Annotated in this window: 23 protein-coding genes; 17 read left to right on the top strand and 6 right to left on the bottom strand. The window is 65.8% G+C overall.

Features of this window, described 5'->3' with window-relative positions; translation table 11 throughout:
* Window positions 1–49: 49 nt before the first annotated feature.
* Both A5892_RS17560 and glgX read left to right on the top strand, forming a co-directional pair.
* Window positions 50–391, top strand: coding sequence for a DUF2934 domain-containing protein (locus tag A5892_RS17560; RefSeq protein ID WP_064124593.1), 342 nt, complete (start codon window positions 50–52; stop codon window positions 389–391).
* An 87-nt stretch (window positions 392–478) separates the two neighbouring features.
* Complete coding sequence (glgX, locus tag A5892_RS17555) at window positions 479–2,734, top strand: glycogen debranching protein GlgX (RefSeq protein WP_082890540.1); 2,256 nt, start codon at window positions 479–481, stop codon at window positions 2,732–2,734.
* Window positions 2,735–2,796: 62 nt separating this feature from the next.
* Here glgX and A5892_RS17550 read toward each other — a convergent pair whose 3' ends face one another.
* Window positions 2,797–3,324, bottom strand: a complete 528-nt coding sequence (locus A5892_RS17550; protein WP_064123890.1) for a hypothetical protein — start codon at window positions 3,322–3,324, stop codon at window positions 2,797–2,799.
* A gap of 266 nt (window positions 3,325–3,590) precedes the next feature.
* On the opposite strand from A5892_RS17550, the gene A5892_RS17540 reads away from it, so the two are divergent.
* The 10 genes from A5892_RS17540 (at window position 3,591) to A5892_RS17495 (ending at window position 14,308) form a co-directional block, all read left to right on the top strand.
* Window positions 3,591–4,799 (top strand): aspartate aminotransferase family protein, encoded by a 1,209-nt coding sequence (locus tag A5892_RS17540; RefSeq protein WP_064123888.1) that lies wholly within the window; start codon window positions 3,591–3,593, stop codon window positions 4,797–4,799.
* A gap of 107 nt (window positions 4,800–4,906) precedes the next feature.
* Window positions 4,907–5,947 carry an arginine N-succinyltransferase gene (locus tag A5892_RS17535; RefSeq protein WP_064123887.1) on the top strand — a complete coding sequence of 347 codons (1,041 nt, stop codon included), beginning with the start codon at window positions 4,907–4,909 and terminating at the stop codon, window positions 5,945–5,947.
* Window positions 5,944–7,002 carry an arginine N-succinyltransferase gene (astA, locus tag A5892_RS17530; protein WP_064123886.1) on the top strand — a complete coding sequence of 353 codons (1,059 nt, stop codon included), beginning with the start codon at window positions 5,944–5,946 and terminating at the stop codon, window positions 7,000–7,002. Before A5892_RS17535 ends, astA begins: the two co-directional genes overlap by 4 nt.
* A gap of 13 nt (window positions 7,003–7,015) precedes the next feature.
* Complete coding sequence (gene astD, locus A5892_RS17525; protein ID WP_064123885.1) at window positions 7,016–8,503, top strand: succinylglutamate-semialdehyde dehydrogenase; 1,488 nt, start codon at window positions 7,016–7,018, stop codon at window positions 8,501–8,503.
* 34 nt (window positions 8,504–8,537) lie between these two features.
* On the top strand, window positions 8,538–9,884 hold the full coding sequence (gene astB, locus A5892_RS17520; RefSeq protein WP_064123884.1) for an N-succinylarginine dihydrolase: 1,347 nt from the start codon (window positions 8,538–8,540) through the stop codon (window positions 9,882–9,884).
* 266 nt (window positions 9,885–10,150) lie between these two features.
* Window positions 10,151–11,176 carry a TRAP transporter substrate-binding protein DctP gene (dctP, locus tag A5892_RS17515; protein ID WP_064124591.1) on the top strand — a complete coding sequence of 342 codons (1,026 nt, stop codon included), beginning with the start codon at window positions 10,151–10,153 and terminating at the stop codon, window positions 11,174–11,176.
* Window positions 11,173–11,466 (top strand): TRAP transporter small permease, encoded by a 294-nt coding sequence (locus tag A5892_RS20930; protein WP_064123883.1) that lies wholly within the window; start codon window positions 11,173–11,175, stop codon window positions 11,464–11,466. The genes dctP and A5892_RS20930 overlap by 4 nt, the downstream gene beginning before the upstream one ends.
* Window positions 11,463–11,708, top strand: coding sequence for a TRAP transporter small permease subunit (locus A5892_RS20925; protein WP_190295631.1), 246 nt, complete (start codon window positions 11,463–11,465; stop codon window positions 11,706–11,708). The genes A5892_RS20930 and A5892_RS20925 overlap by 4 nt, the downstream gene beginning before the upstream one ends.
* Window positions 11,705–12,973: a TRAP transporter large permease gene (locus A5892_RS17500; protein WP_064123881.1), complete on the top strand. Its 1,269-nt coding sequence runs from the start codon at window positions 11,705–11,707 to the stop codon at window positions 12,971–12,973. The genes A5892_RS20925 and A5892_RS17500 overlap by 4 nt, the downstream gene beginning before the upstream one ends.
* Before the next feature lie 285 nt (window positions 12,974–13,258).
* Window positions 13,259–14,308 carry an NAD(P)-dependent alcohol dehydrogenase gene (locus A5892_RS17495; RefSeq protein WP_064123880.1) on the top strand — a complete coding sequence of 350 codons (1,050 nt, stop codon included), beginning with the start codon at window positions 13,259–13,261 and terminating at the stop codon, window positions 14,306–14,308.
* 58 nt (window positions 14,309–14,366) lie between these two features.
* Here the strand turns inward: A5892_RS17495 and denD are convergent, their stop codons facing one another.
* Together denD and A5892_RS17485 are read right to left on the bottom strand one after the other, a co-directional pair.
* A complete protein-coding gene (denD, locus tag A5892_RS17490) occupies window positions 14,367–15,326 on the bottom strand; it encodes a D-erythronate dehydrogenase (protein WP_064123879.1) in 960 nt (319 codons plus the stop codon).
* Window positions 15,327–15,383: 57 nt separating this feature from the next.
* A complete protein-coding gene (locus A5892_RS17485; protein ID WP_064123878.1) occupies window positions 15,384–16,736 on the bottom strand; it encodes a GntP family permease in 1,353 nt (450 codons plus the stop codon).
* A 145-nt stretch (window positions 16,737–16,881) separates the two neighbouring features.
* Here A5892_RS17485 and A5892_RS17480 point away from each other — a divergent pair, with 145 nt between their 5' ends.
* The 5 genes from A5892_RS17480 (at window position 16,882) to otnI (ending at window position 21,334) form a co-directional block, all read left to right on the top strand.
* Complete coding sequence (locus tag A5892_RS17480) at window positions 16,882–17,574, top strand: FadR/GntR family transcriptional regulator (protein WP_064123877.1); 693 nt, start codon at window positions 16,882–16,884, stop codon at window positions 17,572–17,574.
* A gap of 70 nt (window positions 17,575–17,644) precedes the next feature.
* Window positions 17,645–18,562, top strand: coding sequence for an L-threonate dehydrogenase (ltnD, locus tag A5892_RS17475; protein ID WP_064123876.1), 918 nt, complete (start codon window positions 17,645–17,647; stop codon window positions 18,560–18,562).
* 2 nt (window positions 18,563–18,564) lie between these two features.
* Complete coding sequence (gene otnK, locus A5892_RS17470; protein ID WP_064123875.1) at window positions 18,565–19,836, top strand: 3-oxo-tetronate kinase; 1,272 nt, start codon at window positions 18,565–18,567, stop codon at window positions 19,834–19,836.
* Complete coding sequence (gene otnC, locus A5892_RS17465; RefSeq protein WP_064123874.1) at window positions 19,833–20,480, top strand: 3-oxo-tetronate 4-phosphate decarboxylase; 648 nt, start codon at window positions 19,833–19,835, stop codon at window positions 20,478–20,480. The genes otnK and otnC overlap by 4 nt, the downstream gene beginning before the upstream one ends.
* Window positions 20,481–20,548: 68 nt before the next feature.
* Window positions 20,549–21,334: a 2-oxo-tetronate isomerase gene (gene otnI, locus A5892_RS17460; protein WP_064123873.1), complete on the top strand. Its 786-nt coding sequence runs from the start codon at window positions 20,549–20,551 to the stop codon at window positions 21,332–21,334.
* A gap of 63 nt (window positions 21,335–21,397) precedes the next feature.
* On the opposite strand, the gene rsmB is transcribed toward otnI, so the two are convergent.
* Genes rsmB through def form a run of 3 tightly spaced genes read right to left on the bottom strand, consistent with a single transcriptional unit; the run spans window position 21,398 to window position 24,281 of the window.
* Entirely contained in the window at window positions 21,398–22,756 is a 1,359-nt protein-coding gene (gene rsmB, locus A5892_RS17455) for a 16S rRNA (cytosine(967)-C(5))-methyltransferase RsmB (protein ID WP_064123872.1), read from the bottom strand.
* A complete protein-coding gene (gene fmt / locus A5892_RS17450; protein WP_064123871.1) occupies window positions 22,753–23,727 on the bottom strand; it encodes a methionyl-tRNA formyltransferase in 975 nt (324 codons plus the stop codon). The genes rsmB and fmt overlap by 4 nt, the downstream gene beginning before the upstream one ends.
* A gap of 47 nt (window positions 23,728–23,774) precedes the next feature.
* Window positions 23,775–24,281: a peptide deformylase gene (gene def, locus A5892_RS17445; protein WP_064123870.1), complete on the bottom strand. Its 507-nt coding sequence runs from the start codon at window positions 24,279–24,281 to the stop codon at window positions 23,775–23,777.
* Window positions 24,282–24,534: the final 253 nt, after the last annotated feature.

The raw sequence follows: 24,534 nt of genomic DNA, 5'->3' as shown, positions 1-24,534 counted from the left end.
TCGACAACGGGAGACAGTGACAGGGCGAGGGCCCGAGGGGGAAATGGTGATGGACGAGGAACTCAGGATCAGGCAGCTGGCCTATCGGATCTGGGAAGCGGAGGGGCGTCCGAGCGGCCAGCATGACCTGCATTGGCAGATGGCGTGCAAGCTGGTGGCCGCCGAGCGCGGTGAGTCGGCCCAGCCCGCGCGCAGCGATGCCGCGGCGGGCGAAGAGAGCCTGGGTAGCGTAGGGAAGGCCGCTATCGAGCCCGCGCCCGCAGCGGCCAAACCCAAGCGGGCGTCGACCAAGGCCGCCACCAAGCCGTCGGCCAAGGCAGCGGACAAAACGGTGGAGAAGCCGGCGAAGAAACCGGGACGCGGTAAGGCGCAGACGCCGCCGAAGGAGTGAGCGGGGTCGCGCGATATCGATGGAAAAGACCGTCCGTGGCGGTTGCCACGGACGGTGAGTTCGGCATGGTCAGGTGAGGAAGCCACGATGGATGATCGAGCACCGAAGGAAGACGCTGATATCGAGCGGGCGGAAGACTCACCTGGAGCGCGGTCCGCGAAGGGGGCGAGCGGCGCGGTGGGCATGGCGCCCAACGAACGGGAGGTGATCGAAGGGTTCGATGCGACCCATCGCACTCGCGTACGGGAAGGGCTCCCCTATCCGCTCGGTGCCACCTGGGACGGGCTGGGGGTGAATTTCGCCCTGTTTTCCGCGCATGCCACCAAGGTGGAGCTCTGTCTCTACGATGACAGCGGCAACGAAACCGACCGTGTCGAGCTGCCCGAGTACACCGACGAGGTGTGGCACGGCTATCTGCCGGACGCGCGTCACGGCCAGCTCTATGGCTATCGGGTACACGGCCCGTTCGATCCTGAGAATGGGCACCGTTTCAATCCCAACAAGCTGCTGCTCGATCCCTACGCGATGCAGATCGTCGGCGAGCTCGAATGGGACGATGCGCTGTACGGCTACGTCATCGGGGACGAGGAGGGCGATCTCTCCTTCGACGAACGCGACAGCGCGCCTTTCATGCCCAAGTGCCGGGTGATCGACCCCGCTTTCACCTGGGGCCGCTCCCGCGAGATCCACATACCCTGGGATCAGACGATCTTCTACGAGACCCACGTGCGCGGTTACACCATGCGCCATCCGGCGGTGCCGGAGGCGCTGCGTGGCACCTTCTCGGCGCTGACCGTGCCGCAGGTGGTCGAGTACATCCAGAAGCTGGGCGTCACCTCGGTGGAGCTGATGCCGATCCACGCTTTCGTCGACGATCGCCATCTGCAGGAGAAAGGGCTGCACAACTACTGGGGCTACAACACGCTGGCCTTCTTCGCGCCCCATCCGAAGTACATGGCGACCGAGTCGGTCAACGAGTTCAAGCAGATGGTCGCCTGCCTGCACGCCGCGGGCATCGAAGTGATCCTCGACGTGGTCTACAACCACACCGCCGAGGGCAACGAGATGGGGCCGACGCTCTCATTCAAGGGGATCGACAATGCCACCTATTACCGCCTGCTCCCCGACGACAAGCGCTATTACATCAACGATACCGGCACCGGCAATACGCTGAATCTCAGCCACCAGCGGGTGCTGCAGATGGTCACCGACTCACTGCGCTACTGGGCCACCGAGATGCGGGTCGACGGTTTCCGCTTCGATCTGGCCACCATCCTCGGCCGCGAGGACTACGGGTTCGACGAAGGGGGTGGTTTTCTCGATACCTGCCGGCAGGATCCGGTGCTGGGCCAGTGCAAGCTGATCGCCGAGCCCTGGGACTGTGGTCCGGGCGGCTATCAGGTCGGGCGTTTTCCACCCGGCTGGGCGGAATGGAACGATCGCTACCGCGATACGATGCGCGCCTTCTGGAAGGGCGACGAAGACAAGATATCCGAGTTCGCCACCCGAGCCTCCGGCTCGGCGGACTTCTTCAACCAGCGCGGGCGCAAGCCCCACGCCTCGGTCAATTTCATCACCGCTCACGACGGCTTCACCCTTAACGACCTGGTCTCCTACAACGACAAGCACAACGAGGCCAACGGCGAGGAGAACCGCGACGGCCACAGCGACAATCTCTCCTGGAACCACGGTGTGGAAGGCGAAACCGACGACGAAGAGATCAACCAGCTGCGCCAGCGCCAGATGCGCAACATGATCGCGACGCTGATGTTCTCCCAAGGGACGCCGATGCTGCTCGCCGGTGATGAGTTCGCGCGCACCCAGGGTGGTAACAACAACGCCTACTGCCAGGACAGCGAAATCGGCTGGGTCGACTGGAACATCCATGACAAGGGACAGGCGCTGGTTCGCTTCACCCAGCGGGTGATCGCGCTGCGCAAGCGCTATCCGACCCTGCGCCGTACGCGCTTCAGCACCGGAGAATACAATCCGGACATCGGGGTCAAGGATGTCACCTGGATCCGCACCGATGGTGAGGAGATGACCTTCGATGACTGGGGGCATGCCCATGCCAAGAGCCTTGGCATGCTGCTCGACGGTCGCGCCCAGCCGACCGGGATTCGTCGCCCTGGCTGGCACAGCACTCTGCTGCTGCTGGTCAATGCGCACTTCGAGGAAGTCGAGTTCACCCTGCCTGACGTGGCGGACGGCACCGGCTGGGTTCGGCTGGTGGATACCTTCCAACCCGAGGCGCCCGAGAGCGCCCCGCAGGGCTTCGAGGATGGCTACGTTTGCCAGCCGCGCAGCCTGGTGCTGTTCGAACTGGTCAAATCGCAGCAGTAGAAACCAGCGCGCCGCGAGGCTGAGCTCGCGGCGCTTTCGCTTTTTTCAACTCGCGGCGAGGGTCAGTCGTTGATCGCTTCGCGGGCCCGGTCGAGCAGGTTGGAGGTGGTCTCCTTGGTGCTTTCCCAAGCGCTCTGCGCACCTTGCTGAGTCTGCTCCCATAGCCGGTTGAGTCCCGCCCGGCTCTGGTTCCACCAGTTGTTGTCGTAGACCGGCAGTGCGCGCACCGCGTCGGCATCGAGATCGAGGGTGACTCGATACTCGAGTCGCTCGATATCGTCGTCGTTGAAGGTCTGGACGGTGAACTGCCCACGTTCGATCACTCTATCCTGGTCGCCGCTGCCCTGCAGACCGTCGACGTCGATCACCAATGCCTGGACGCTCATGTCCTCGCCGAGCAGGATGTCCTCGACTTCGCCGATCGCTTGGTTGGGGTTGTCGCGCAGATAGACGTTGGCATCGTTGAGTTCACTGGCCGAGTAGAGCCCCTGGGGCCCGCTCTGGGTCTGCGCCTGGGCGGTCGCTGCGGCGGCGAGCAGCGCGCACGAGACGGCCAGCGCCAAGGGAAGTCGATGATGGTATGCACGCATGGTCTGACTCCTGGTCGATTGAATCACCCGCCTGTCACGGGAGAGACGGCTTTCCCGCCGTCGTATGGGACTACGTCACCCTCCGAGCATAGGCGATAGGGCGAAAGAGCGCGGCGGCGATGCCCATTCGGCAAGCCTCATGCAAGATGGGTATGCCGGTGCGTTTGCTGTCCTCGCCAACGCCTTCGACGCGTCGCATACTATTCGGCCTGGCCCGCGGACCGTCGAGGCCAGGCTTCGAATCACAATTCCACAGGATGATCGCCATGAGCTGGACTCCGAGCCGCGCAGATTTCGATACCTACATGTTGCCCACCTACGCACCGCAGAATGTGATTCCGGTGCGAGGCGAAGGTAGCCGACTGTGGGATCGAGAGGGCCGAGAGTTCATCGATTTCGCTGGCGGCATCGCGGTCAACGCGCTGGGCCACTGCCATCCCCGGCTGGTCGAGGCGTTGAAGGCTCAGGCCGACAAGGTCTGGCACCTGTCCAACGTCTATACCAACGAGCCCGCGCTGAGGCTCGCGCGCTGGCTGGTGGAGCACACCTTCGCCGACAAGGTGTTCCTCTGCTCCTCCGGGGGCGAGGCCAACGAGGCGGCGTTCAAGCTGGTGCGGCGCTACGCCCACGACATGCATGGCGAGCACAAGCAGAAGATCATCTCGTTTCGCCAGGCGTTCCACGGCCGCACCTTCTTCACCGTAAGCGTCGGCGGCCAGCCCAAGTACTCCCAGGGCTTCGGCCCGGTGCCCGGGGGTATCGAGCACGCCGAGTTCAACGACCTCGACAGCGTACGCGCGCTGATCGACGACCAGACCTGCGCGGTGGTGGTCGAGCCGATCCAGGGCGAAAGCGGCGTCAGGCCGGCCGACCCCGAGTTCCTGCGCGGCCTGCGTGAGCTCTGCGACCAGCACCAGGCGCTGCTGGTGTTCGACGAGGTGCAGTGCGGGGCCGGGCGCACCGGTTCGCTCTATGCCTATATGGAATACGGTGTGGTGCCCGACGTGCTGACCACCGCCAAGGCGATCGGCGGCGGATTCCCGCTCGCCGCGATGCTCACCACCGATGAGATCGGCAAGGTCTTCGTGGTCGGCACGCATGGCTCGACCTATGGCGGGAACGCCTTGGCCAGCGCCGTCGGTCTCGCCGCGATGGAGACCATCGGCTCCAGTGAAGTGCTCGATGGCGTCGCCTCGCGCCACGCTCTGTTCCGCCGCCACCTCGAAGCGCTCGGCGAGCGCTATGGGGTCTTCAGTCAGGTTCGCGGCAAGGGGCTACTGATCGGCGCCGAGCTGGCCGAGCCTTACGCCGAGCGCGGTCGCGACATACTCGAGGCGTCGATCGAAGAGGGGCTGATGCTGCTGGTCGCGGGTCCCGGCGTGCTGCGCTTCACCCCGTCGCTGGTGATCACTCCGGCCGAGATCGAAGAGGGCATGGTGCGTCTCGATCGCGCACTGGCTCGTATCGCTGGCTGACCTGCGCGTTTCCCGCCGCGTCGAGCGTCGTCCCGCGCGGTGTCTCCCGTCGAGTCGGTGGCAGATGCCGCCGGCTCTTCCATTCCCGCATGGCTAGGAGTTCGCGCATGCTGGTCGTTCGTCTAGTCGAGCGTAGGGACATCGATGCGCTGATCGCGCTGGCGGCCCAGGCCGTTCCTCGGCTGACCAATCTGCCCGAATGGCGTGAGGGTCTCGAGGCGCGGATCGAGTCGACCCGTGCCTCGCTCGAGCGCGAGATCGCAACGCCCGGCGATGAGGTCTACATGTTCTCGCTGGAGGACACCGTCGCCGGCCGCTTGGTCGGTACCGCCACGCTTCGGGCGCAGGCCGGCATCGGCCAGGCCTATTACACCTATCGTCGTGAGACGATGATCCATGCCTCCCCAGGGCTCGGCCTGCGCCAGGAGGTCGATGTGCTCTCGTTCTCGCACGAAATATCCACCGCTACCCAGCTTTGCGCCTTGGCCGTCGCGCCGGAGTATCGCGACGACCTCGAGGCGGTGGCGCTGCTGCGCCGAGCGCGGCTCGCCTTCATCAAGCAGCATCCGCAGCGTTTCGCCCACTGGTGCGCGGTGGCCTTCGCCGGCGTCCTCGACGCCCGCGGCCGTTCGCCGTTCTGGGAGAGCGTCGGTCGCCATTTCTTCGATCGCGATTTCGCCGAGATCAACTTCCATGCCGGGCGCCGGGCGAAGAGCTTCGTCGCCGAGATGATGCCGCAGCTGCCGCTCTACGAGGAGCTGCTGACGCCCGAGGCTCGCGAGGTGATCGGTGAGACCCACATCGCCCATCGTCACGCGCGCCAGGCGATGCTCGACGAAGGCTTCAAGCCGGGTCGCCATATCGATATCTTCGATGCCGGCCCGGTGCTCACCGCCCGCGCCCAGCGGCTTCGCACCGTGGCCGAAAGCCGCGGCTGCACCCTGGCACCCCGCGAGCCCGGGCCGGATGCGCCATGCGCGCTGGTGGCGCGCAGCGGGCTCGACGATTTCCGCGTGGTGGCCGCGCCAGCGGTGCTCGATCCCGACGGCGGTGCGCGCCTGGGCGCTTCGGCGCGGCGCGCTCTGGAAATGGAAAGCGGCGAGCGGCTGTTGCTGGTGCCCCCCCGGTCGACGGTGGAGGCGACATGATCGTACGCCCGATCCAGCTCGACGACCTCGATGCGCTACAGCAGATGGCCCGCGAGACCGGAGTCGGTTTCACCTCGCTGCCGGACAATCGCGAGTTCCTGCGCGAGAAGATCGAGCACAGCATGGCTTCGTTTCTCGACCCGCGCGGCGAGGGGGCACAGCTTTACTTCTTCGTCCTCGAAGATGACCAGGCCTCCTCCGCCGAGCGAATCGCCGGTTGCTGCGCGATCGAGGCCCGGGTGGGGCTGAGCTCGCCGTTTTATCACTATCGCCTTGGACGGCTCGCTCACTCCTCTCCTGAACTCGGCCTTCACCGGCTGCTCGAGACCCTGTTTCTCTCCTCCGACCACACCGGCGACGCCGAGGTGTGCTCGCTCTATCTTCGTCCGGCTTGGCGCGGCGGCAGCGGTTTGCGCTCGCGCCTCGGCACGATGATCTCGCGGGTCCGCTGGCTGTTCATCGCCGCCCAGCGCGAGCGCTTTCCCCAGCGGGTGCTGGCGGAGATGCGTGGCCGGGTCGACGACCAGGGCGCGAGTCCGTTCTGGAAGAGTCTCGGCAGCCGCTTCCTGCCAATGGACTTCGGCGACGCCGACAGGCTCATCGGCCTGGGTGAAAAGGGCTTCATCGGTGAACTGATGCCGAAGTACCCGATCTATACTGCTTTCCTGACCCAGGAAGCGCGGCTTTCGATCGGTCAAGTCCACGACCAGACGCGTCCGGCGATTGCGATGCTTGCCCATGAGGGGTTGCGCTGGGAAGGCTACATCGACATCTTCGATGGAGGGCCGACCATGGAAGCCTACATCGATGATGTACGTGGCGTACGCGACAGCCGTCGGCTGGTCGCGCGGGTAGACCCTGACGCCAGCGACCGCGAGGCCCGCGCCAGCGGTTTCCGTCCTCGCTGGCTGGTCGCGCGGGATGGAGCGGCGAAGGACTTTCGAGCCGCCTGGGTGTCGCGTGCGCCCCGCGAAGAGCGCTTGGTGCTGAGCCTCGCCGAGGCGCAGCGCTTGAACGTATCGAACGGCGATTATCTGCGCGTGCTGGAATGCTGAGGAGGGCGATCCAATGTCCGACACACCTAGCCTTGCGCCGTCACGGCGTCAGTTGATCGATGGCCGCTGGGTCGATGGGGAGGGCGCGCGCTTCGACAAGCGCGACCCGGTGGCAGGAACGCCGCTGTGGGAGGGCGCCAGCGCATCGGAGGCCCAGGTACGCCAAGCGGTAGCGGCAGCCCGCGCGGCGTTCCCCGACTGGGCGCGTGCGCCGCTTGAGCGGCGCACGGCGCTGGTCGAGCGCTTTCGGGAGCGCCTGCGCGCGCATCGCCCGACCCTGGCGCGATGTTTCGCCGAGGAGACCGGCAAGCCCTATTGGGAGACGCTCACCGAGGTCGATGCGATGATCAACAAGGTCAACGTATCGATCGAGGCGCAGCTCGAGCGCGCCGGTACCCGGGTAGCCGACAAAGGGGATATGCGTGCGCGGGTCAGCCACCGTCCCCACGGGGTGATGGCGGTATTCGGACCCTACAATTTTCCTGGCCATTTGCCCAATGGCCATATCGTACCGGCGCTGCTGGCGGGCAACTGCGTGGTGTTCAAGCCCAGCGAGCTGACCCCGAAGAGCGCAGACCTGGTGCTCGGCTGCTGGCTCGAGGCCGGCTTGCCCGCGGGAGTGATCAATCTGCTCCAGGGCGGGCGCGAAGTCGGCCAGGCGCTGACCCGCCAGCGTGGCCTCGACGGCGTGCTGTTCACCGGTAGTGCCTCGAGCGGCAAGCAGATCCATGCTCAGTTCGCAGGCCAGGTCGACAAGCTGTTGGCATTGGAGCTCGGTGGCAACAACCCGCTGGTGGTCTGCGACGATTGCGATATCGACGCGGCGGTGGTCAATATCGTCAATTCCGCGTTTCTCTCCGCTGGTCAGCGCTGCAGCTGCGCGCGCAGGCTGCTGGTGCCGGACGGCGACTGGGGCGTGGCACTGACCGAGCGCTTGATCCAGACCATGGCAAGACTTCGGGTCGGCGGTCAGTTCGACGAGCCCGCGCCGTTCTATGGCGGCTTGGTGAGTCCACTGGCCGCCGAGCGAATGCTCGACGCCCAGCGCGAGCTTGAGGAGTGTGGCGCCCAGGTGCTGCTGCGGATGCATTCGCTCGCCGAGGGCACAAGCCTCCTGTCGCCAGGGCTGGTCGATGCCACGGGAGTGGAACTGCCGGACGAGGAGTATTTCGGTCCGCTCTTGACGCTCTATCGCTATCGCGACTGGGACCAGGCGATCGAGCTTGCCAACCGCACCCGCTACGGGCTTGCGGCGAGCCTGCTCGGCGGCGACGCGGCGGCGTGGGAGGATTTCTCGCTACGCGTGCGCGCAGGTGTGGTGAACTGGAACCGGCCGACCTGCGGTGCGGCCAGCGACGCGCCCTTCGGCGGCGTCAAGGAAAGCGGCAATCACCGCCCCAGTGCTTTTTACGCTGCGGACTACTGCGCCTACCCGGTAGCCTCGATGGAGAGCCCGGTGTTGGGCCTGCCCGCCACGCTGCCCCCGGGCCTGCAGCTCTGATGCCCCACCCGGTGGTGGCTCCTGGAGAATAGAAATGAGCGACGTTCGCGAAGTCAATTTCGATGGATTGGTTGGCCCGACCCACAACTACAGTGGCTTGGCGCACGGTAACCTGGCCTCGCAAGACAACGCGGGACTGACCTCGAGCCCGCGTCAGGCAGCGTTGCAGGGCCTGGCCAAGATGAAGGCGTTGAAGGACGCGGGCTACCTGCAGGGGGTGATTCCCCCCGCGCCGCGACCGCTGCTGTCGACGCTCAGTGATCTTGGCTTCCATGGCCCGGGGATGCTCGACGAGGCTGCGCGCGAAGCGCCTGCGCTGCTGCGCGCGGCATTCTCGGCCTCGAGCATGTGGGTGGCCAATGCGGCGACCGTGACGCCCAGCGCCGATAGCCAGGATGGTAAGGTCCACTTCACCGCGGCCAATCTCCAGTCCAGCCTTCATCGCAGCCTGGAGGTATCGTTCACCAGCGCTATGCTGGCGCGGATATTCTCCTCGCCTCGCCACTTCGTCCACCACCCGGCGCTGCCGGCGACACCAGCGCTCAGCGATGAGGGCGCGGCCAACCATACCCGGCTCTGCGCCGCTCATGGGGTGCCTGGCGTCCACCTGTTCGTCTATGGGCGTGATGACGGGGACGATGCGCAGCCGATCGCGCCGCAGCGCTTCCAGGCGCGTCAGAGCCTTGCCGCCTCGCAGGCGGTGGCGCGTCAGCATGGCCTGGGTGATCGCCGTGCGGTGTTCGCTCGCCAGCATCCACGGGCGATCGACGCGGGTGTCTTCCACAACGATGTGATCGCGGTCGGCAATGGCCCGGTGCTGCTCTATCACGAACTCGCTTTCGCCGACGAGGAACGCACCCTGGAGGCGCTGCGCGAACGCATGCTGGCGCTCGACGGCACGTTGCTGCTGCCGGTGCGTGTGCCGATCGAGGCGGTGTCGCTCGAGGATGCGGTATCCAGCTATCTGTTCAACAGCCAGCTGCTCTCCAATGGCGACGGCAGCATGAGCCTGGTGGTGCCCGTTGAGTGCCAGAATAACGAGGCGGTGTGGTTCGCGCTGCAGACCCTGCTGCTCGATGGACCCAATCCGATCAGCGAGCTGCTGGTCCAGGACGTCACCCAGAGCATGAGCAACGGCGGCGGCCCCGCCTGCCTGCGCTTGCGGGTGGCGCTGAGCGGGGTCGAGCGCGAAGCGCTGGGGGGGCGGCTTTTGCTGTGCGATTCGCTCTATGCCGATCTCACCGCCTGGGTCGAGCGGCACTATCGTGATCGTCTCTCGCCCGAGGACCTCACCGACCCGCGGCTGGCTGACGAGACCTTCTGCGCGCTCGAGGAACTGGAGCAGATCCTCGATCTGCCAGGGCTCTACGGGAAGCGTTAGGGCGTTTCTATGCTGGGTAGCAGCATCATCGAGCCCTGGGCATGATCTGCCGAAAAATCAGGCGCTCAGGGCAAGTCCGGCAATCGTCTGCCGGGGTTTCATAGCTCAAACTTAATAAGTTTGTAGCGCCCTCGGCGCCGCTTGTCAGCCTCCTTCCCCCTGGTACGATCCATCTCCCCTGAGTCTCGGACGAAGCGGATGAAAGCCCGCTGCGAACGCGACTTTTCGATCTCCATCAGCGCTTTGCGCTCGCCGTGCCGTCCATCATGCCGTCAATCATGTTTTCTCGCCGCGCGCTGTTCGGGTTGATTGTGCTATGTGCGGCGCTCCTCTCCTTTGAGGCTCGCGCAGCGACCACCCTGCGGCTGGCTTCCCAGCTGCCCGAGGCCCATGCCCTCGGCCAGAACCTGGCGCTGTTCGCCGAGCGGGTCGAAGCGCTCAGCGATGGCGAACTCAGGATCGTGATCTATCCCTCGTCGCAGCTCTACAGCGACAAGATGATCCCCAAGGCGGTCGGGGTCGGGGCGATCGACATGGGCATCGCCTCGCTGACCCAGTTCGCCGGTATCCAGCCAGCGGTCGACCTGTTCTACCTGCCGTTTTTGTTCGAGGACCAGCAGGCCGTACTGCGTGCGATCGATATCGACAGCCCAGTGCGCCAGCGCCTCGATCAAGCGCTGCTCGAGACCGGTACCCGGGTGATGTGGTGGCAACCCTACGGCAGTACCGTGGTGATGAGCCACCATCCGGTGCGTGTGCCGGAGGATCTCGCCGGGCGCAAGGTGCGGGTCTTCGGCAAGACGGTGGGGGATTTCATCGAGGCGATCGGCGCCGCACCAACCTTGCTTTCCGGTGCCGAGCAGTTCCTCGCCTACCAGCGCGGCACGGTGGATGCCGGGCTCTCCGGCATCCTCGCGATCAAGTCGAGGCGGCTCTACGAGCTGATGCCCCATATCACCCTGACCCGCCATGCCGACGTCGAGTTCGTGGTGCTGATCAACGACCAGCGCTGGCGCTCGCTCGACGATCGCCAGCGCGAGGTGCTCGCCACCGCCGCGCGCGAGGCCGAGCTGGAGCTGCGCGACCAGATCCCGCGTCTTGAGCGTGAAGCCGAGGCATTCGTCGCCGAGCGCGCCGAGGTGGTCGAGCTCAGTGACGCCGAGCGCGAGCGCTGGCGCGAGGCCTCGACCCCGGTTCGCGCGGCCTTCCTGGCCCAGAGCGGTGCGCTCGGCGCCGAGCTGCTCGAGGCCGTCGAACAGATCAACCGTCCCAGCGAGGAGCGCCTGCCATGATGCCCGAGCGCAGTCCCATCTCCACCGCTGCCCCTGCCAACCCGATCGACCGGCTCGCCGAGTTCGCCGCACTGCTCGGCGCTTGGCTGTTCGCTGCGGTGGCAGTGGCGATCTGTTACGAGGTGGTGTGGCGCTACCTGCTCAATTCACCCTCGATCTGGGTCGAGGAGCTGACCCTGCTCGCCCAGCTGTGGGCCACCTATCTCGGTGCCGCCTACGTGTTGCGCCATGACGGCTTGATTCGCATCACCGTGATCCGTGAATGGGGGGCGAGCGCGTTCGCCTGGTGAGCGACCTGCTGGCACTCGTCGCGGTGCTCGCCTTCAGCCTGCTGGCCACCTGGTTCGGTGCGATCTCGCTGATCGAGAGCCTGAGCGTGGGGCGCGCCTCGGCGAGCCTTCTGATGCTGCCAGCCTGGACCAGCGAAGCGGCGGTGCCGATCGGCTTCGGCCTGCTCTGCGCCCAGGCGCTGCTCGAGCTCGTCCGTCTGGTATGCGGCCAGCGCCGGCCGGTGCGGGAGGTGCTGCAATGAGCGCCTGGTGGGTGGTGGCCGCGCTGCTCGCACTGCTCGCCGCCGGGGTGCCGGTGGCATTCGCCTTCGCCCTGCTGGCGGCGGTGATGCTTTGGTGGATCGAGATTCCGATGATCAGCATACCGCTAGGGCTGATCGAGGGGATCGACAGCTTCGTGCTGCTCTCGGTGCCGCTGTTCCTGTTGATGTCGAACGTGCTGCTGCGTGGCGGCATGGGGCGTGATCTGTTCGCTGCGGTGCAGAGCTGGGTCGGCCACTGGCCGGGAGGGCTCGGCGTGGCGACGATCCTCTCCTGCGCGCTGTTTTCGGCGATCTGCGGCTCGTCGGTGGCGACCGCGGCAACGATAGGCAACGTGGCGATCGGCGAAATGACCTCGCGCGGCTATCCGAAACGCTTCGTCTATGGACTGCTTGCCGCCGGCGGTACCCTGGGGGTGCTGATCCCACCTTCGATCCCGTTGATCATCTACGGCGCGATCACCGAGGAGTCGATCGTCGAGCTGTTCCTCGCCGGTATCGTCCCGGGCCTGGTGCTGACCGGGCTTTTCATGCTCGCCTGCCTGGTTCACGCCTTTACCCGCCACGGCGCGCCTCGCCTCACCCCGCAGAGCTTGAAACAGCGCTGGCGGGCGAGCCGTGGTGCGCTGCCTGCGCTGGGGCTCGCGGTACTGATCGTCGGCGGCATCTACACCGGCGCATTCACGCCCACCGAGGCGGCGGGCATTGGCGCGGTGGCAGCGGTTCTGCTGGTCGGGCTGCTGGGCAGGCTCAACTGGGCCGACCTGCGCCAGGCGGTGCTCGACAGCTTCCGCACTACCGTGACGCTGTTTTTGATCATCATCGGCGCCAAGCTGTTCGGCCATGCGGTGGCGCTTTACGACATCCCGCAGCAGATCACCGCCCAGATCACCGCGACCTTCACCACTCCGCTCGGTTTCCTGCTGGTGGTGGCGCTGGTGGTGCTGGTCGTAGGACTGTTCCTCGAGTCGGTCTCGCTGCTGCTGCTGATGGTGCCGATCCTGCTGCCCTCGCTGCTCGGCATGGGAATCGACCTCGTGTGGTTCGGCATCCTCTTCGTGATCATGATCGAGTTCGCTCTGATCACGCCGCCGGTGGGGATGAACCTGTTCGTGCTCCAGGCGGTGGCGGGCGCGCGGATGGGTGAGATCGTGCGCGGGGTGGTGCCGTTCTTCGCCCTGATGGTGGTTGCGTTGATTTTGGTCTACCTGTTTCCCGCCCTGGCGCTGTGGCTGGCCAAGGGGTGAGGCGCCGCTCTTTCGTGTCTCACCGGTGCCTTCTTGCTCAGCCGTTTAGCCTAGCCATTTAGTCGCATTCGTATGCCTGTTCGCCCGAAGGCCCCATTCATTGGGGCCTTGCGCTATGCGGGTTCGCCGTTCTTTTCTTCGATCCGGTGAAAGAGAGGATCTCTTTCGTGCACGAGCCTCGCTAGCGAGCGCGCCGGCCAGGGATTAGCTTCCAACTGACGATGACGCCCTCACGCTCGGCGTCGATTTCAGTGCGCGGCCAGGCCATAGGGGAGGTAACCAAGAATGAACGCCAAAGCGCTGGTACTCGAGGAGAAAGGACAGCTCTCGCTGCGTGAGATCGCGCTGGATGACCGGCTGGGCGCGGATGACGTGCGCATCGCGATCCGCACCGTGGGAATCTGTGGCAGCGATATCCACTACTACACCCATGGCAGGATCGGGCCGTTCGTGGTCGAGCAGCCAATGGTGCTGGGCCACGAGGCATCGGGGGAAGTGATCGAGGTCGGCGCCAACGTGCGCCATCTCGAGGTGGGCGATCGCGTGTGCATGGAGCCGGGGATTCCCGATCCACAGTCGCGCGCCTCCCGGCTCGGTATCTACAACGTCGACCCGAGGGTGACGTTCTGGGCCACGCCGCCGATTCACGGCTGCCTCACCCCCGAGGTGGTCCACCCAGCGGCATTCACCTATCGCCTGCCCGACGCGGTCAGCCATGCCGAGGGGGCGATGGTCGAGCCGTTCGCGGTCGGCGTCCAGGCTTCGGTCAAGGCTGGGATCAAACCGGGTGATCTCTGCGTGGTTACCGGCGCCGGTACCATTGGACTGATGGTCGCGCTAGCGGCGCTCGCCTCGGGCGCCGGACAGGTGGTGATTTCGGACGTCGTCGACGAGAAGCTCGAGCTTGCCGCGGGCTATCCCGGCCTGATTCCGGTCAACGTCTCTTGCGAGTCGCTGCGTGACCGGCTCTCCCTGTTGTGCGGTGATGACTGGGGGGCCGATGCGGTATTCGAAGCCAGCGGCAGCCCGAGGGTATACGACGATGCGATCGCCTGCGTACGCCCGGGCGGTGCGCTGGTGCTGGTCGGCATGCCGGTGGAGCCTGTGCGTTTCGACGTGGTCGCGGCGCAGGCCAAGGAGATCCGCATCGAGACGGTGTTCCGCTACGCCAATGTCTATGATCGCGCGATCGCACTGATCGCCTCCGGCAAAGTCGATCTCAAGGCGCTGATCCGCGAGACCTATCCCTTCGATCGCGCGATCGAAGCGTTCGAGCGCGCGGCCGAAGGGCGGCCCGCCGACATCAAGCTGCAGATCGAACTGCCAAGGGCTTGAGCGCCCAGCCGCGCCGACCCGCTCGAGCGGGCCGGCGCGGCGATGCTTCGCGGCTAGCTCATGTCGATGAGCGGCTGGCGATGAACTTGTCGATGATTGCGTCGAATCCGGCATCGGTGTGGAAGCCCAAGGCATCGGCTCGTTGCGTATCGAACGATTCGGGCCAGCTGGAGACGATCGCATCGATCCTGGCGTCGTGTTCGAAACTGACCAGCGACCTCGTCTCCTTGCCCGCTTGCCGCTCCAGCGCACCCAGCATGTCTTCGACACTGACGCTGATACCGGGCAGATTGATCACTCGATCCTCGTCGATCAGCCGCTCCTCGATGGCGAGCGCGTGGATCAGGTTATCGATCACGGTCTCCGGAGAGGAGAGCCACATGCTCAGTGAGGGTGATACCGGGCAGACGCTTGGAACGCCGCTGAGCGGCTCGCGGATGATCCCGCTGGCGAAGGAGGAGGCCGCCGCGTTCGGGCGCCCGGGACGAACGACGATGGTGGGTAGACGACAGACGCGACCGTCGACGAAACCGTGCCTGCTGTAATCGCTGACCAGGAGTTCGCCGATCGCTTTCTGGGTCCCGTACGACGAGCGTGGCTTGACGCAGCTGTGATCCTCCACGCGTCGGCCCACGCCTGCGCCGAACACCGCCAGGGAGCTGGTGAACAGCAGCCGCAGGCGCTTGGAATGCAGCCGACAGGCATCCAGTATCGCCCGCGTGGCATCCAGGTTGACGTGCATGCCCAGTTCGAAATCGCTCTCCGCCTGGGAGCTGACGATGGCCGCGAGGTGAGCGATACCGAACGTATCCTCCCTGATGAGCGAGCGGACCAGGCCGGGGTCTTCGATATCGCCAATCACCGATTCGACGTTAGGATGATCGAGTGGACAGGCCACTCGGTCGAGTGAAGTGATGTGGGTGACGTCGAGCCCGAGACGTTCGTTTTTCGGTGAGAGCAGCGCGGAAATCAAACGGCTGCCGAGAAAGCCTGCCCCGCCGGTGACGATGAGATGCATGTTCGAAACTCCTCGATTGGATGGTGTCGATGGGTGCAATGGGCATCGATGCGCTGGTCAGAGCACCAATGATGCGATGATCAATAGGGGGATGCTGGCCAACCACAGTGTCGTCAGCATACCGGTGTGCATCTTCAGGGCTGCGCTACCGCTCAGGCCGGTGAAGCGGGTCACGACCCAGAAGTAGGAGTCGTTGTAGTAGGGCATCGCCATCGATCCTGCGCAGACCGCGAGCGCGGCCAGCAGCGGATCCAGCCCGCCGCTTTCCACCAGCGGTACGGAGAGCGTGGCGGCGGTGATGATGGCGACGGTACCGGAGCCTTGAGCTACGCGTACTACCGTCGCGATGACGAAGGGCACCATGAACAGCGGCAAGGCCCATTCCGATACCGCGGCGCCGAGCGAACTGCCGACCCCTGAATCGCGCAGTACCTGGCCATAGGCGCCCCCTGCGCCGGTGATGAAGATGATCATCCCGCCGGAGGCCGCGGCGGTTCCCATCCAACCGACGATGGTTTCGCGGGAGGTGCGCTTTGAAGGCAGCGTATAGAGTGCGATGAGCAGACCGATCAGCAAGGCGATGGCCGGTGCGCCGAAGAAGGTGGCGAGCGCGGCGAAGTGCGATCCCGGGACGAGCGCTTGGCTGAACGTGTTGGTGAGGATCAGTACCACCGGCACCAGGATGGGCGCCAGTGCTTTCCATGGCCCGATGTGTGCATTGTTGTGCTGTTCGTCCTGGTTGGTCTCGTCGGCCTGCTCCTCCTCCTCGGAGTCGGCGGTGTAGCCCAAGCGTTGGCTTTCCAGCCTGGGCCCGACGATGCGGGCGTAGATGATCACCACCGGCAGCAGCGCGATGATGAACAGCGCCCCCGCGGCGAACAGCGCCCCCAGATCCAGGCCCAGCAGTGCCGCTGCGGCCAATGGCCCGGGCGTTGGCGGTACCATGTGGTGACTGATCGCAAGGCCCCCCGCCAGCGCGATCGAAAGCGCCACGACCGAGCGTTTGGCATGTCGGGCGAGCGGTTTCACCAGCGGGTGAAGCATGACGAACGCGGTGTCGCAGAAGACCGGCACCGAGACTACGGCGCCAGTGGTGGCCATCGCGATCTCTTCGCGGTTCTTGCCGAACAGGCGGATGAACATCCGCGCCAGTACCGTGGCCGCCCCGGTGACCTCCATCACCTTGCCCAGCATCACCCCCAGGCCGATGACGATACCGATGCTGGCCAGCGTTGCGCCGAAGCCTTGGGTGATCGAGGTTACCAGGGCATCTGGCGAGACTCCCGCAATCAGCCCCGTGACCAGCGCCCCGATCAGCAGCGCGGCGAAGGGGTCGAGTCTTGAGCGCAGAATCAAGGTGATGACCGACACGACGCCCAGCACTAGGGCAGCCAGCATATGCATGTCCATATCGGGTATATCCTTTGTCGTTTGGTGGTGATGGTGTGGCTCTTTCACCCAAAGGATGAATTGAACTCCATTGGCGATATTTGTAATGTTGTCTGACAAATATCGCGGTTGGGAAGATCGCCATTAGTCGGAGATCGTTATCGCGATGAGTGATTTACCTGCACGTTCGCCGCATTTGTCTCACCAAGTGGCGGATTGGTTGCGTGAGGAAATTATCAGTGGCGCGCTCGCCCCAGGTGAGCGGCTGCCTACCGAGGCCGCGCTCTGCGAGCGTTTCGAGATCAGCCGGTCCGTGGTGCGGGAGGCGATTTCCGTGCTTCGTGATGCGGGTTTGGTGGTCTCGCGGCGAGGAAGCGGCAGCTACGTCGCCGAAGTGGCCTCGGCGATGATCAGCCTGCCGCTACCGGGTGACCAGTTGAGCGCGGTAACGGGCGTGCTCGAGTTGAGACGGGCACTCGAAAGCGAGGCGGCGGAGCTGGCGGCGCTGCGTCGTACGCCAGCACAGCTGCGGCGGTTGAAGATGGCGCTGGAGGAACTCGATGAGGCGGTGGCGGCTGGGGGCGATGGTGTCGAGGAGGATGTCGCTTTCCACCGCTTGGTCGCGGAGGCGTCCAACAGTCCTTACCTGCTCAAGGTGGTCAATCTGTGCCACGTACTGCTGCGGCGCACGATAAGGATCACCCGCTCCAACGAAGCCAAGCGCGGTGTCTACATGCGGCAGGTCGAGCGTGAGCATGCGCTGATCGTCGAGCGAATCGAGGCACAGGATGCGCAGGGGGCGTCGGCGGCGATCAGAAGCCACCTAGAGCATGCCGAACTGCGCCTCAGGGCGTGTTGACTCGCCCTAGTCAGGGAGACCTGCGGGGCGTGCGAGGTTGAGGAAATACCATCCTGGATAGGGGGCAACAATGCAGCAAACCCAGAACGTAGCGCTCCCCTCGGTCGGTGTGATCGGCCTGGGATCGATGGGCATGGGGATTGCGCGCTCGCTGCTGCGCGCTGGTTTCGACACCTGGGGCTGCGATCTCAGCGAGTCAGCGCGCTCGAGCTTCGCAGCCGACGGCGGGCATGTGGCGCAAAGCCCCGCGGCGCTCGGCGAACGGGTCGATGTGCTGTTCTGCGTGGTGGTCAATGCTCGCCAGGCCCAGGAAGTGCTGCTCGGCGAGCAGGGGGCCTGTACGCGGATGGCGCCGGGAGGCGTGGTGATCCAGTGCGCCACCTGCGCCCCCGATGCGGTACGCGCGCTTGCGGCGCCGCTCGAGGCGCTTGGCCTCAGCCTGATCGATGCGCCGATCTCCGGCGGTGCGGTCAAGGCCGCTGCGGGTGAACTGACGGTGATGGCCTCCGGCGGGGCCGAGGCGTTCGACAAAGCGGCGGGCGCATTGGATGCGGTGTCGGCGCGGCTTTTTCGTCTCGGCGAGGCGATCGGTGCGGGTTCCCAGGTCAAGCTGGTCAACCAGCTGCTCGCCGGCGTGCACATCGCCGCCGCCGCCGAGGCGATGGCCTACGGCATCAGCGGTGGCTGCGATCCGGATGCGCTGTTCGAGGTGATCACCGCCAGCGCTGGCAACTCCTGGATGTTCGAAAACCGCGTGCCGCATATCCTCCATGCGGACTACTCGCCACGTTCGGCGGTCGACATCTTCGTCAAGGATCTGGGCCTGGTCCACGAAAGCGCCCTGGGGCGCAAGTTCCCGCTGCCGCTCACCGCCCAGGCGCTTTCGATGTTCACCCAGGCCTCCGCGATGGGGCTTGGTGGTGAGGATGACGCCGCAGTGGTGAAAATCTTCCCAGGCGTACAGCTACCCAAAGCAAAGGAGGCTTGAGCATGGCTGACAAACTTCTGCTCGGCTGTATCGCTGACGATTTCACTGGCGCTACCGATCTCGCTAGCCAATTGGTGGCGGCGGGCATGCGAGTGGTGCAGACCATCGGTGTCCCCGGTGCGGCGCTGGATGACGACTGCGACGCGGTGGTGGTCGCGCTCAAATCGCGTACCGTGGCACCAGAGCGCGCGGTCGAGCTCTCGCTTGCGGCGCTCGCTTGGCTGCGTGAGCAGGGCTGTGAGCGTTTCTACTTCAAGTACTGCTCGACGTTCGATTCCACCGCCGAAGGCAACATCGGGCCGGTCACCGACGCGCTGATGGCGGCGCTTGGGGTCGATTTCACTCTTGCGGTGCCGGCGCTACCGGCCAACCGGCGCACGGTCTACAACGGTTACCTGTTCGCCAACGAAGTGCTGCTGAACGAAAGCGGCATGCAGGACCATCCGCTAACGCCGATGACCGACCCTTGCCTGCTGCGCGTACTCGCGCCGCAGACCCGGCATCGGGTCGGGCTGGTCAGCCATCACGATCTCGCCAAGGGTGTCGAGGCGGTGCGTGCGCGGATCGAGGCGCTGCGCGGGGAGGGCGTCGGCATCGCGATCTGCGACACCCTCGACGAGGCGGATCTTCACCTGCTCGCCGCCGCCGCCAGCGATTCGGTGCTGCTCACCGGCGGCTCGGGGCTGGGGCTTTCGATCCCTGCCACCTTGGATGGCTTCACCGCCCGCGCGGACGCGGACCGGCTGCCGCCGATCGAAGGGCGCGCGCTGATCCTGAGCGGTAGCTGTTCCAGAGCGACCCTCGGGCAGCTCGAGCATGCCCGTGGGCGCTATCCGAGCATCGCAGTGGAGGTCGAGTCGCTGGCAGAGGATTTCGACACGCATCTTCAATCGCTGTTCGACTACTGCCTGGCGAGACTCGACCAAGGGCCGGTGGTGGTCCACGCCAGCAGCCCCGCCGAGCGGCTGCGCGAGGTTCAGGCCCGCTTCGGTGTCGAGGCGTCTGGTGCGCTGGTCGAGCGCGCGCTGGCATGTCTTGCACGGCGGCTGGTGGATGAGGCCGGGGTCCGACGAATCCTGGTCGCTGGAGGTGAGAGCTCGGGCGCGGTGGTCGAAGCGCTCGGCGTCGAAGGGCTCAAGATCGGCCCGAGCATCGATACAGGGGTGCCCTGGACCCACAGCGTCGGCCGCGAGCCCGCGCTGGCGCTGGCATTGAAGTCAGGGAACTTCGGCCAGGTCGATTTCATGACCCGTGCATGGGAGGTGCTGCCATGAGCGGGCGCGACGAATCCCAGCTGCGAGATGAGCTGTGCAGGATCGGACGCGAGTTTCGCAGCCTCGGCATGGCGCCGGGCACCTCCGGCAATTTGAGTGCCAAGCTCGACGACGGCTGGCTGATGACGCCGACCAATGTAGCGCTCGGCGAGCTCGAGCCGGAGCGAATCAGCAAGCTCGACTGGGAGGGTCGGCTGCTCGCCGGCGACCCGCCGACCAAGGAGTCGTTTCTCCATCGCGCCTTCTACGAACAGCGCCCCGAGGCCGGCGCGGTGATCCACCTGCACGCGACCTATGCCACTGCGCTTTCGTGCCTCTCCGGGCTCGATACCCGCTCGTGCATACCGCCGATCACGCCCTATTTCGTCATGCGCGTCGGCCGGCTGCCGCTGTTGCCCTATTTCCGCCCTGGGGATCCGGCGATGGGCGAGGCGGTCGCCGAGATGGCGGCGAGCCATACCGCGGTGCTGCTGGCCAATCACGGCCCGGTGGTTTCCGCAGCGACGCTCGCGTCGGCGCGCAGTGCGATGGAAGAGCTCGAGGAGACCGCGCGGCTCTGCCTGCTGCTGCACGGCCGCGACGTGACCACGCTGGACGAGGAGCAGATCGAAGCGCTGCGCCAGTCCTTCGGTGCGCGCTGGTGAATGAAGGAGCCCGCACCGATCGAGTCCGAATCGATGCGCCTATTGATTGAATTCATGAGGAGAGCGGAATGCCGCGTTTTGCCGCCAATCTGAGCATGTTGTTCAACGAGGTACCGTTCATGTCCCGGTTCGAGCGCGCCGCGCGTGCCGGATTCGAGGCGGTCGAGTTCCTCTTTCCCTATGACTTCTCCGCCGAAGAGATCGCCGCTGCTCTGCGAGAGCACCGGCTCGAGCAGGCGCTGTTCAACCTGCCCCCCGGGGATTGGTCGGCTGGAGAACGGGGTATCACCAGCCTGCCTGGGCGCGAGGCCGAGTTCCGTGCCAGCGTCGAGACCGCGCTCGGCTATGCCCGTACGCTGGGCTGCCGACGGCTGCATGCGATGGCCGGCATACTGCCTGCCGGGATGGAGCGTGAGCGAGCGCTCGACATCTACCGCGGTAACCTGCGTTACGCCGCCGAAAAGCTGGCGGGCGAGGGGATGACGCTTCTGATCGAGCCGATCAACCAGCGTGACATGCCCGGCTACCTGCTCAGCCATCAGGCTGAGGCGCACAGTTTGGTGGCCGAGCTGTGTGTTCCCAATCTCAAGGTGCAGATGGACTTCTACCACGCCCAGATCATGGATGGTGACCTGTGGCGCTGCTTCGAGCGCTATCGTGACACCGTCGGCCACCTGCAGATCGCGGGTGTACCCGACCGCCATGAGCCCGACGAGGGCGAGCTCAACTATGGCTGGCTGTTCGCCCAACTCGATGAGGCTGGATACGAGGGCTGGATCGGCTGCGAGTACCATCCGCGTAGTGATACCGAGGCGGGGCTTGGCTGGTTCGAGCCCTATCGGCCTGGTCGCTGAGCCTGCTGAAGCGCAAGCGCCCCGCTATAGCGGGGCGCTTGCGTCGAGGGGAGCCAATCGCCTTCAGTCCGAAGTTTTCTCCACCAAGGCATAGAAGAACCCGTCGGCGCCGTCGACTTCGGGCAGGCGCTGGCGTGCGCCACCGTTGGTCTCGATGCCCCAGGAGGCATCGATCGGGACCAGCCGGGCATCGCCTGCGTGGGCGAGGAAGGTTTCGATCTGCGCCTGGTTCTCCGCCGGCATGATTGAACAGGTGGCATAGAGCAACCGTCCACCGACGCGCAGGGTCGGCCACAGGTTGTCGAGTAGCCGGCGCTGCAGCTCGGCGAGCTGGGCGATGTCGGTGGCGAGACGCAGCTGCTTGATGTCGGGATGGCGGCGAATCACCCCGGTACCGGAGCAAGGCGCGTCGAGCAGGATGGCGTCGAAGCGCTGGCCGTCCCACCAATCGAGCTGGGTGGCATCGGCTTCGATGATGTCCACGGCGACCGACTCCGGCGGCGAGATGCGGGCAATGCCCTGCTCGACCCGTTTCAGCCGCTGGGCGTCGCTGTCCAACGATTTGAGCGACAGCTCGCGCCCGGCGGCGACCGCACGCTCGATCAGCTGCATGCTCTTGCCGCCGGGTGCACTGCAGGCGTCGAGCACCCGAAGCGGTGCCTGGGCGGGTGAGGCCAGCAGTGGGTCGATCAAGAGCGCAGCGGCGAGCTGGGCCGATTCGTCCTGCACGCTGACCAGCCCCTCCTTGAACCCCGGAAGCGTCAACGCATCGACCGCGGCGGCGAGCGTCACGCCATCGTCTGCATCGATGCAAGGGCGGGCCTCGAGACCCTCGGCTTCGAGTCGGGTGAGATATTCGTCGCGCTGGATGCGAGCGCGGTTGACCCTGAGCGTCATCGGTGCCGCGGTGTTATTGGCGGCGATGATCGAGGCGGCCTGGTTGGGCCAGGCATGCTCGATTGCATCGAGCAGCCAGGCCGGGTGGAGCAGCTGGCTCTGGCGCTCGGCGTCAAGGCGCGCCTCGAGGGCTTCACGCTCGCGCTGGCAGCGCCTGAGGCAGGCGTTCAGCACCCTGGTCGCCCAAGGCTTGCCGAGCAGCCGCGCGGCGCCGGCGGTCTCGCCGACCGCGGCATGATTCGGCACCCGCATGTAGAGCAGCTGGTGCAGGCCGATCAGCAGCAGCGCCTGGATGTCTCGATCGCGGGGCTTGAAGCCTTGGGAGAGCAGCATGCCGGCAAGCGCCTCGAGACGCGGCAGGGTACGGCATACACCGAAGCAGAGCGCGCGGAAGAAGCCTTTGTCGCGGCCGCTCAGGGTGCCGTCGTCGAGGCTCGAGAGCGAGGCTCGGCGCTCGATGATCGGCACCAGCGCGCGGGCGGCAGCGGCGCGCGGGTCGGTGGGTTCACGCGGTGAAGCGCTCATGCGCTTGGCTCCAGGGGGGCGAAGCGCTTGCCGGGCAGGAAGCGCCCGGCGCGGCTATTGAGCAGTTCGCGCAGCGCCAGCGGCTTGCCGCCGGGCAGCTGAGCGCGGAGCACCCGCAGCTGTCCGCTCGCACAGGCGATACGCAGCGATTCGCCGTCGCTTTCGAGCAGCGTGCCGGGGGCGGCCTGCGAGGCGTCCTGCGGCTCGGCCTCGGCGGCCCATATCCGCAGCGGTTCTCCATCGAGTTCCGCCCAGGCCACCGGCCAGGGATTGAAGGCGCGCACTTTGGCGGCGAGCCGCTCGGCGGGCTGGTCGAAATCGAGCCGGGCCTGCGCTTTGGAGAGCTTGGCGGCATAGGTCACCCCTTGCGCCGGCTGAGGGCGGGGAGGGAGGCGCGCGGGATCATCGGCGAGCGTATCCAGGGCGCTGACGATGGCTTCCGCGCCAAGCACGGCGAGAGCGTCATGGAGCGCGCCACCGGTAGTTTGCGCATCGATCGCTACCCGGCGTTCGAGCAGCATGTCGCCGGTATCGAGGCCTTCGTCCATCGCCATGATCGTCACCCCGCTTTCAGTATCGCCAGCCTCGATCGCGCGTTGGATCGGCGCCGCGCCGCGCCAGCGCGGCAGTAGCGAGGCATGGACATTGAGCGCGCCGAGGCGCGCGATCTCGAGCACTTCGCGCGGCAGGATCAAGCCGTAGGCGGCGACCACCAGGACGTCGAGACGTGCCTCGACCAGCGCGGCCCGGCTCTCCTCACTCTTGAGCCGCTCGGGCTGGTGAACCGGCAAGCCATGGCGCTCGGCGAGCAGCTTCACCGGGCTTGGCTGCGGTTTGCGTCCCCGTCCGGCGGGGCGGTCGGGTTGGGTATAGACGCACACCACCTGGTGGCGGCTATCGAGCAGCGCCTCGAGGATGGCGGCGGCGAAGTCAGGGGTGCCGGCGAAGCCGACACGCAGGGATACGGGCATGGAAGGACTCGATGGCGATGGTGTGCGACGCAGCGCTCGAGGCTGGCTCAAGCGCTGGCCTTGTGGCGCTTCTGCATCTTCTTCTTGATCCGCTCGCGCTTGAGCGGCGAGAGGTAGTCGACGAACAGCTTGCCGTCGAGGTGATCGCTCTCATGCTGGATGCAGTGGGCGAGCAGGCCATCGGCTTCGAGCTCGAAAGGCTCGCCGTTGCGGTCCAGCGCGCGCGCGCGAATGCGCAGTGCCCGGGGCACCTCGGCGTAGTACTCGGGTACCGACAGGCAGCCTTCCTGCATCGGTGCGCGCTCGTCGTCGAGCGGCTCGTACTCGGGGTTGATCAGCACCATCGGCTGGTTCTGGGTGTCGCTCACGTCCATCACGAACAGACGGATGTGGTGATCCACCTGGGTGGCGGCAAGGCCGATGCCGGGTGCGTCGTACATGGTGTCGAACATGTCGTCGATCAGCTTGTTCAACTCATCGTCGAACTTCTCGACCGGTTTGGCGACGGTGCGCAGGCGTTCGTCGGGGTATTCGAGGATCTGGAGTATGGCCATGGGTAGGGATACCAAAAAAGTAAGGACGCCTCCGCCGCAGATAGCACCAAGTCACCGCTGGCGCGAACCCAGTCGTGGTGGACCGCGGAGATCGATCTAGAAGCACGGGTGATATCCACGGCCGCTTCGCTCGGCGAGCGTCCAGCTGGAGCTAAACCGCAGCGATGGCCTGCCGCTATGTCTCATAGGCGGCGAACGGCGGGAATGCCCCTATTGTAGTGCGCCACGGGCGGCAGATAAACCGCTGAGGGAG

Source organism: Halotalea alkalilenta (assembly GCF_001648175.1).
Lineage (GTDB): Bacteria > Pseudomonadota > Gammaproteobacteria > Pseudomonadales > Halomonadaceae > Halotalea > Halotalea alkalilenta_A.
This window is presented reverse-complemented; position numbering and strand designations above follow the sequence as displayed.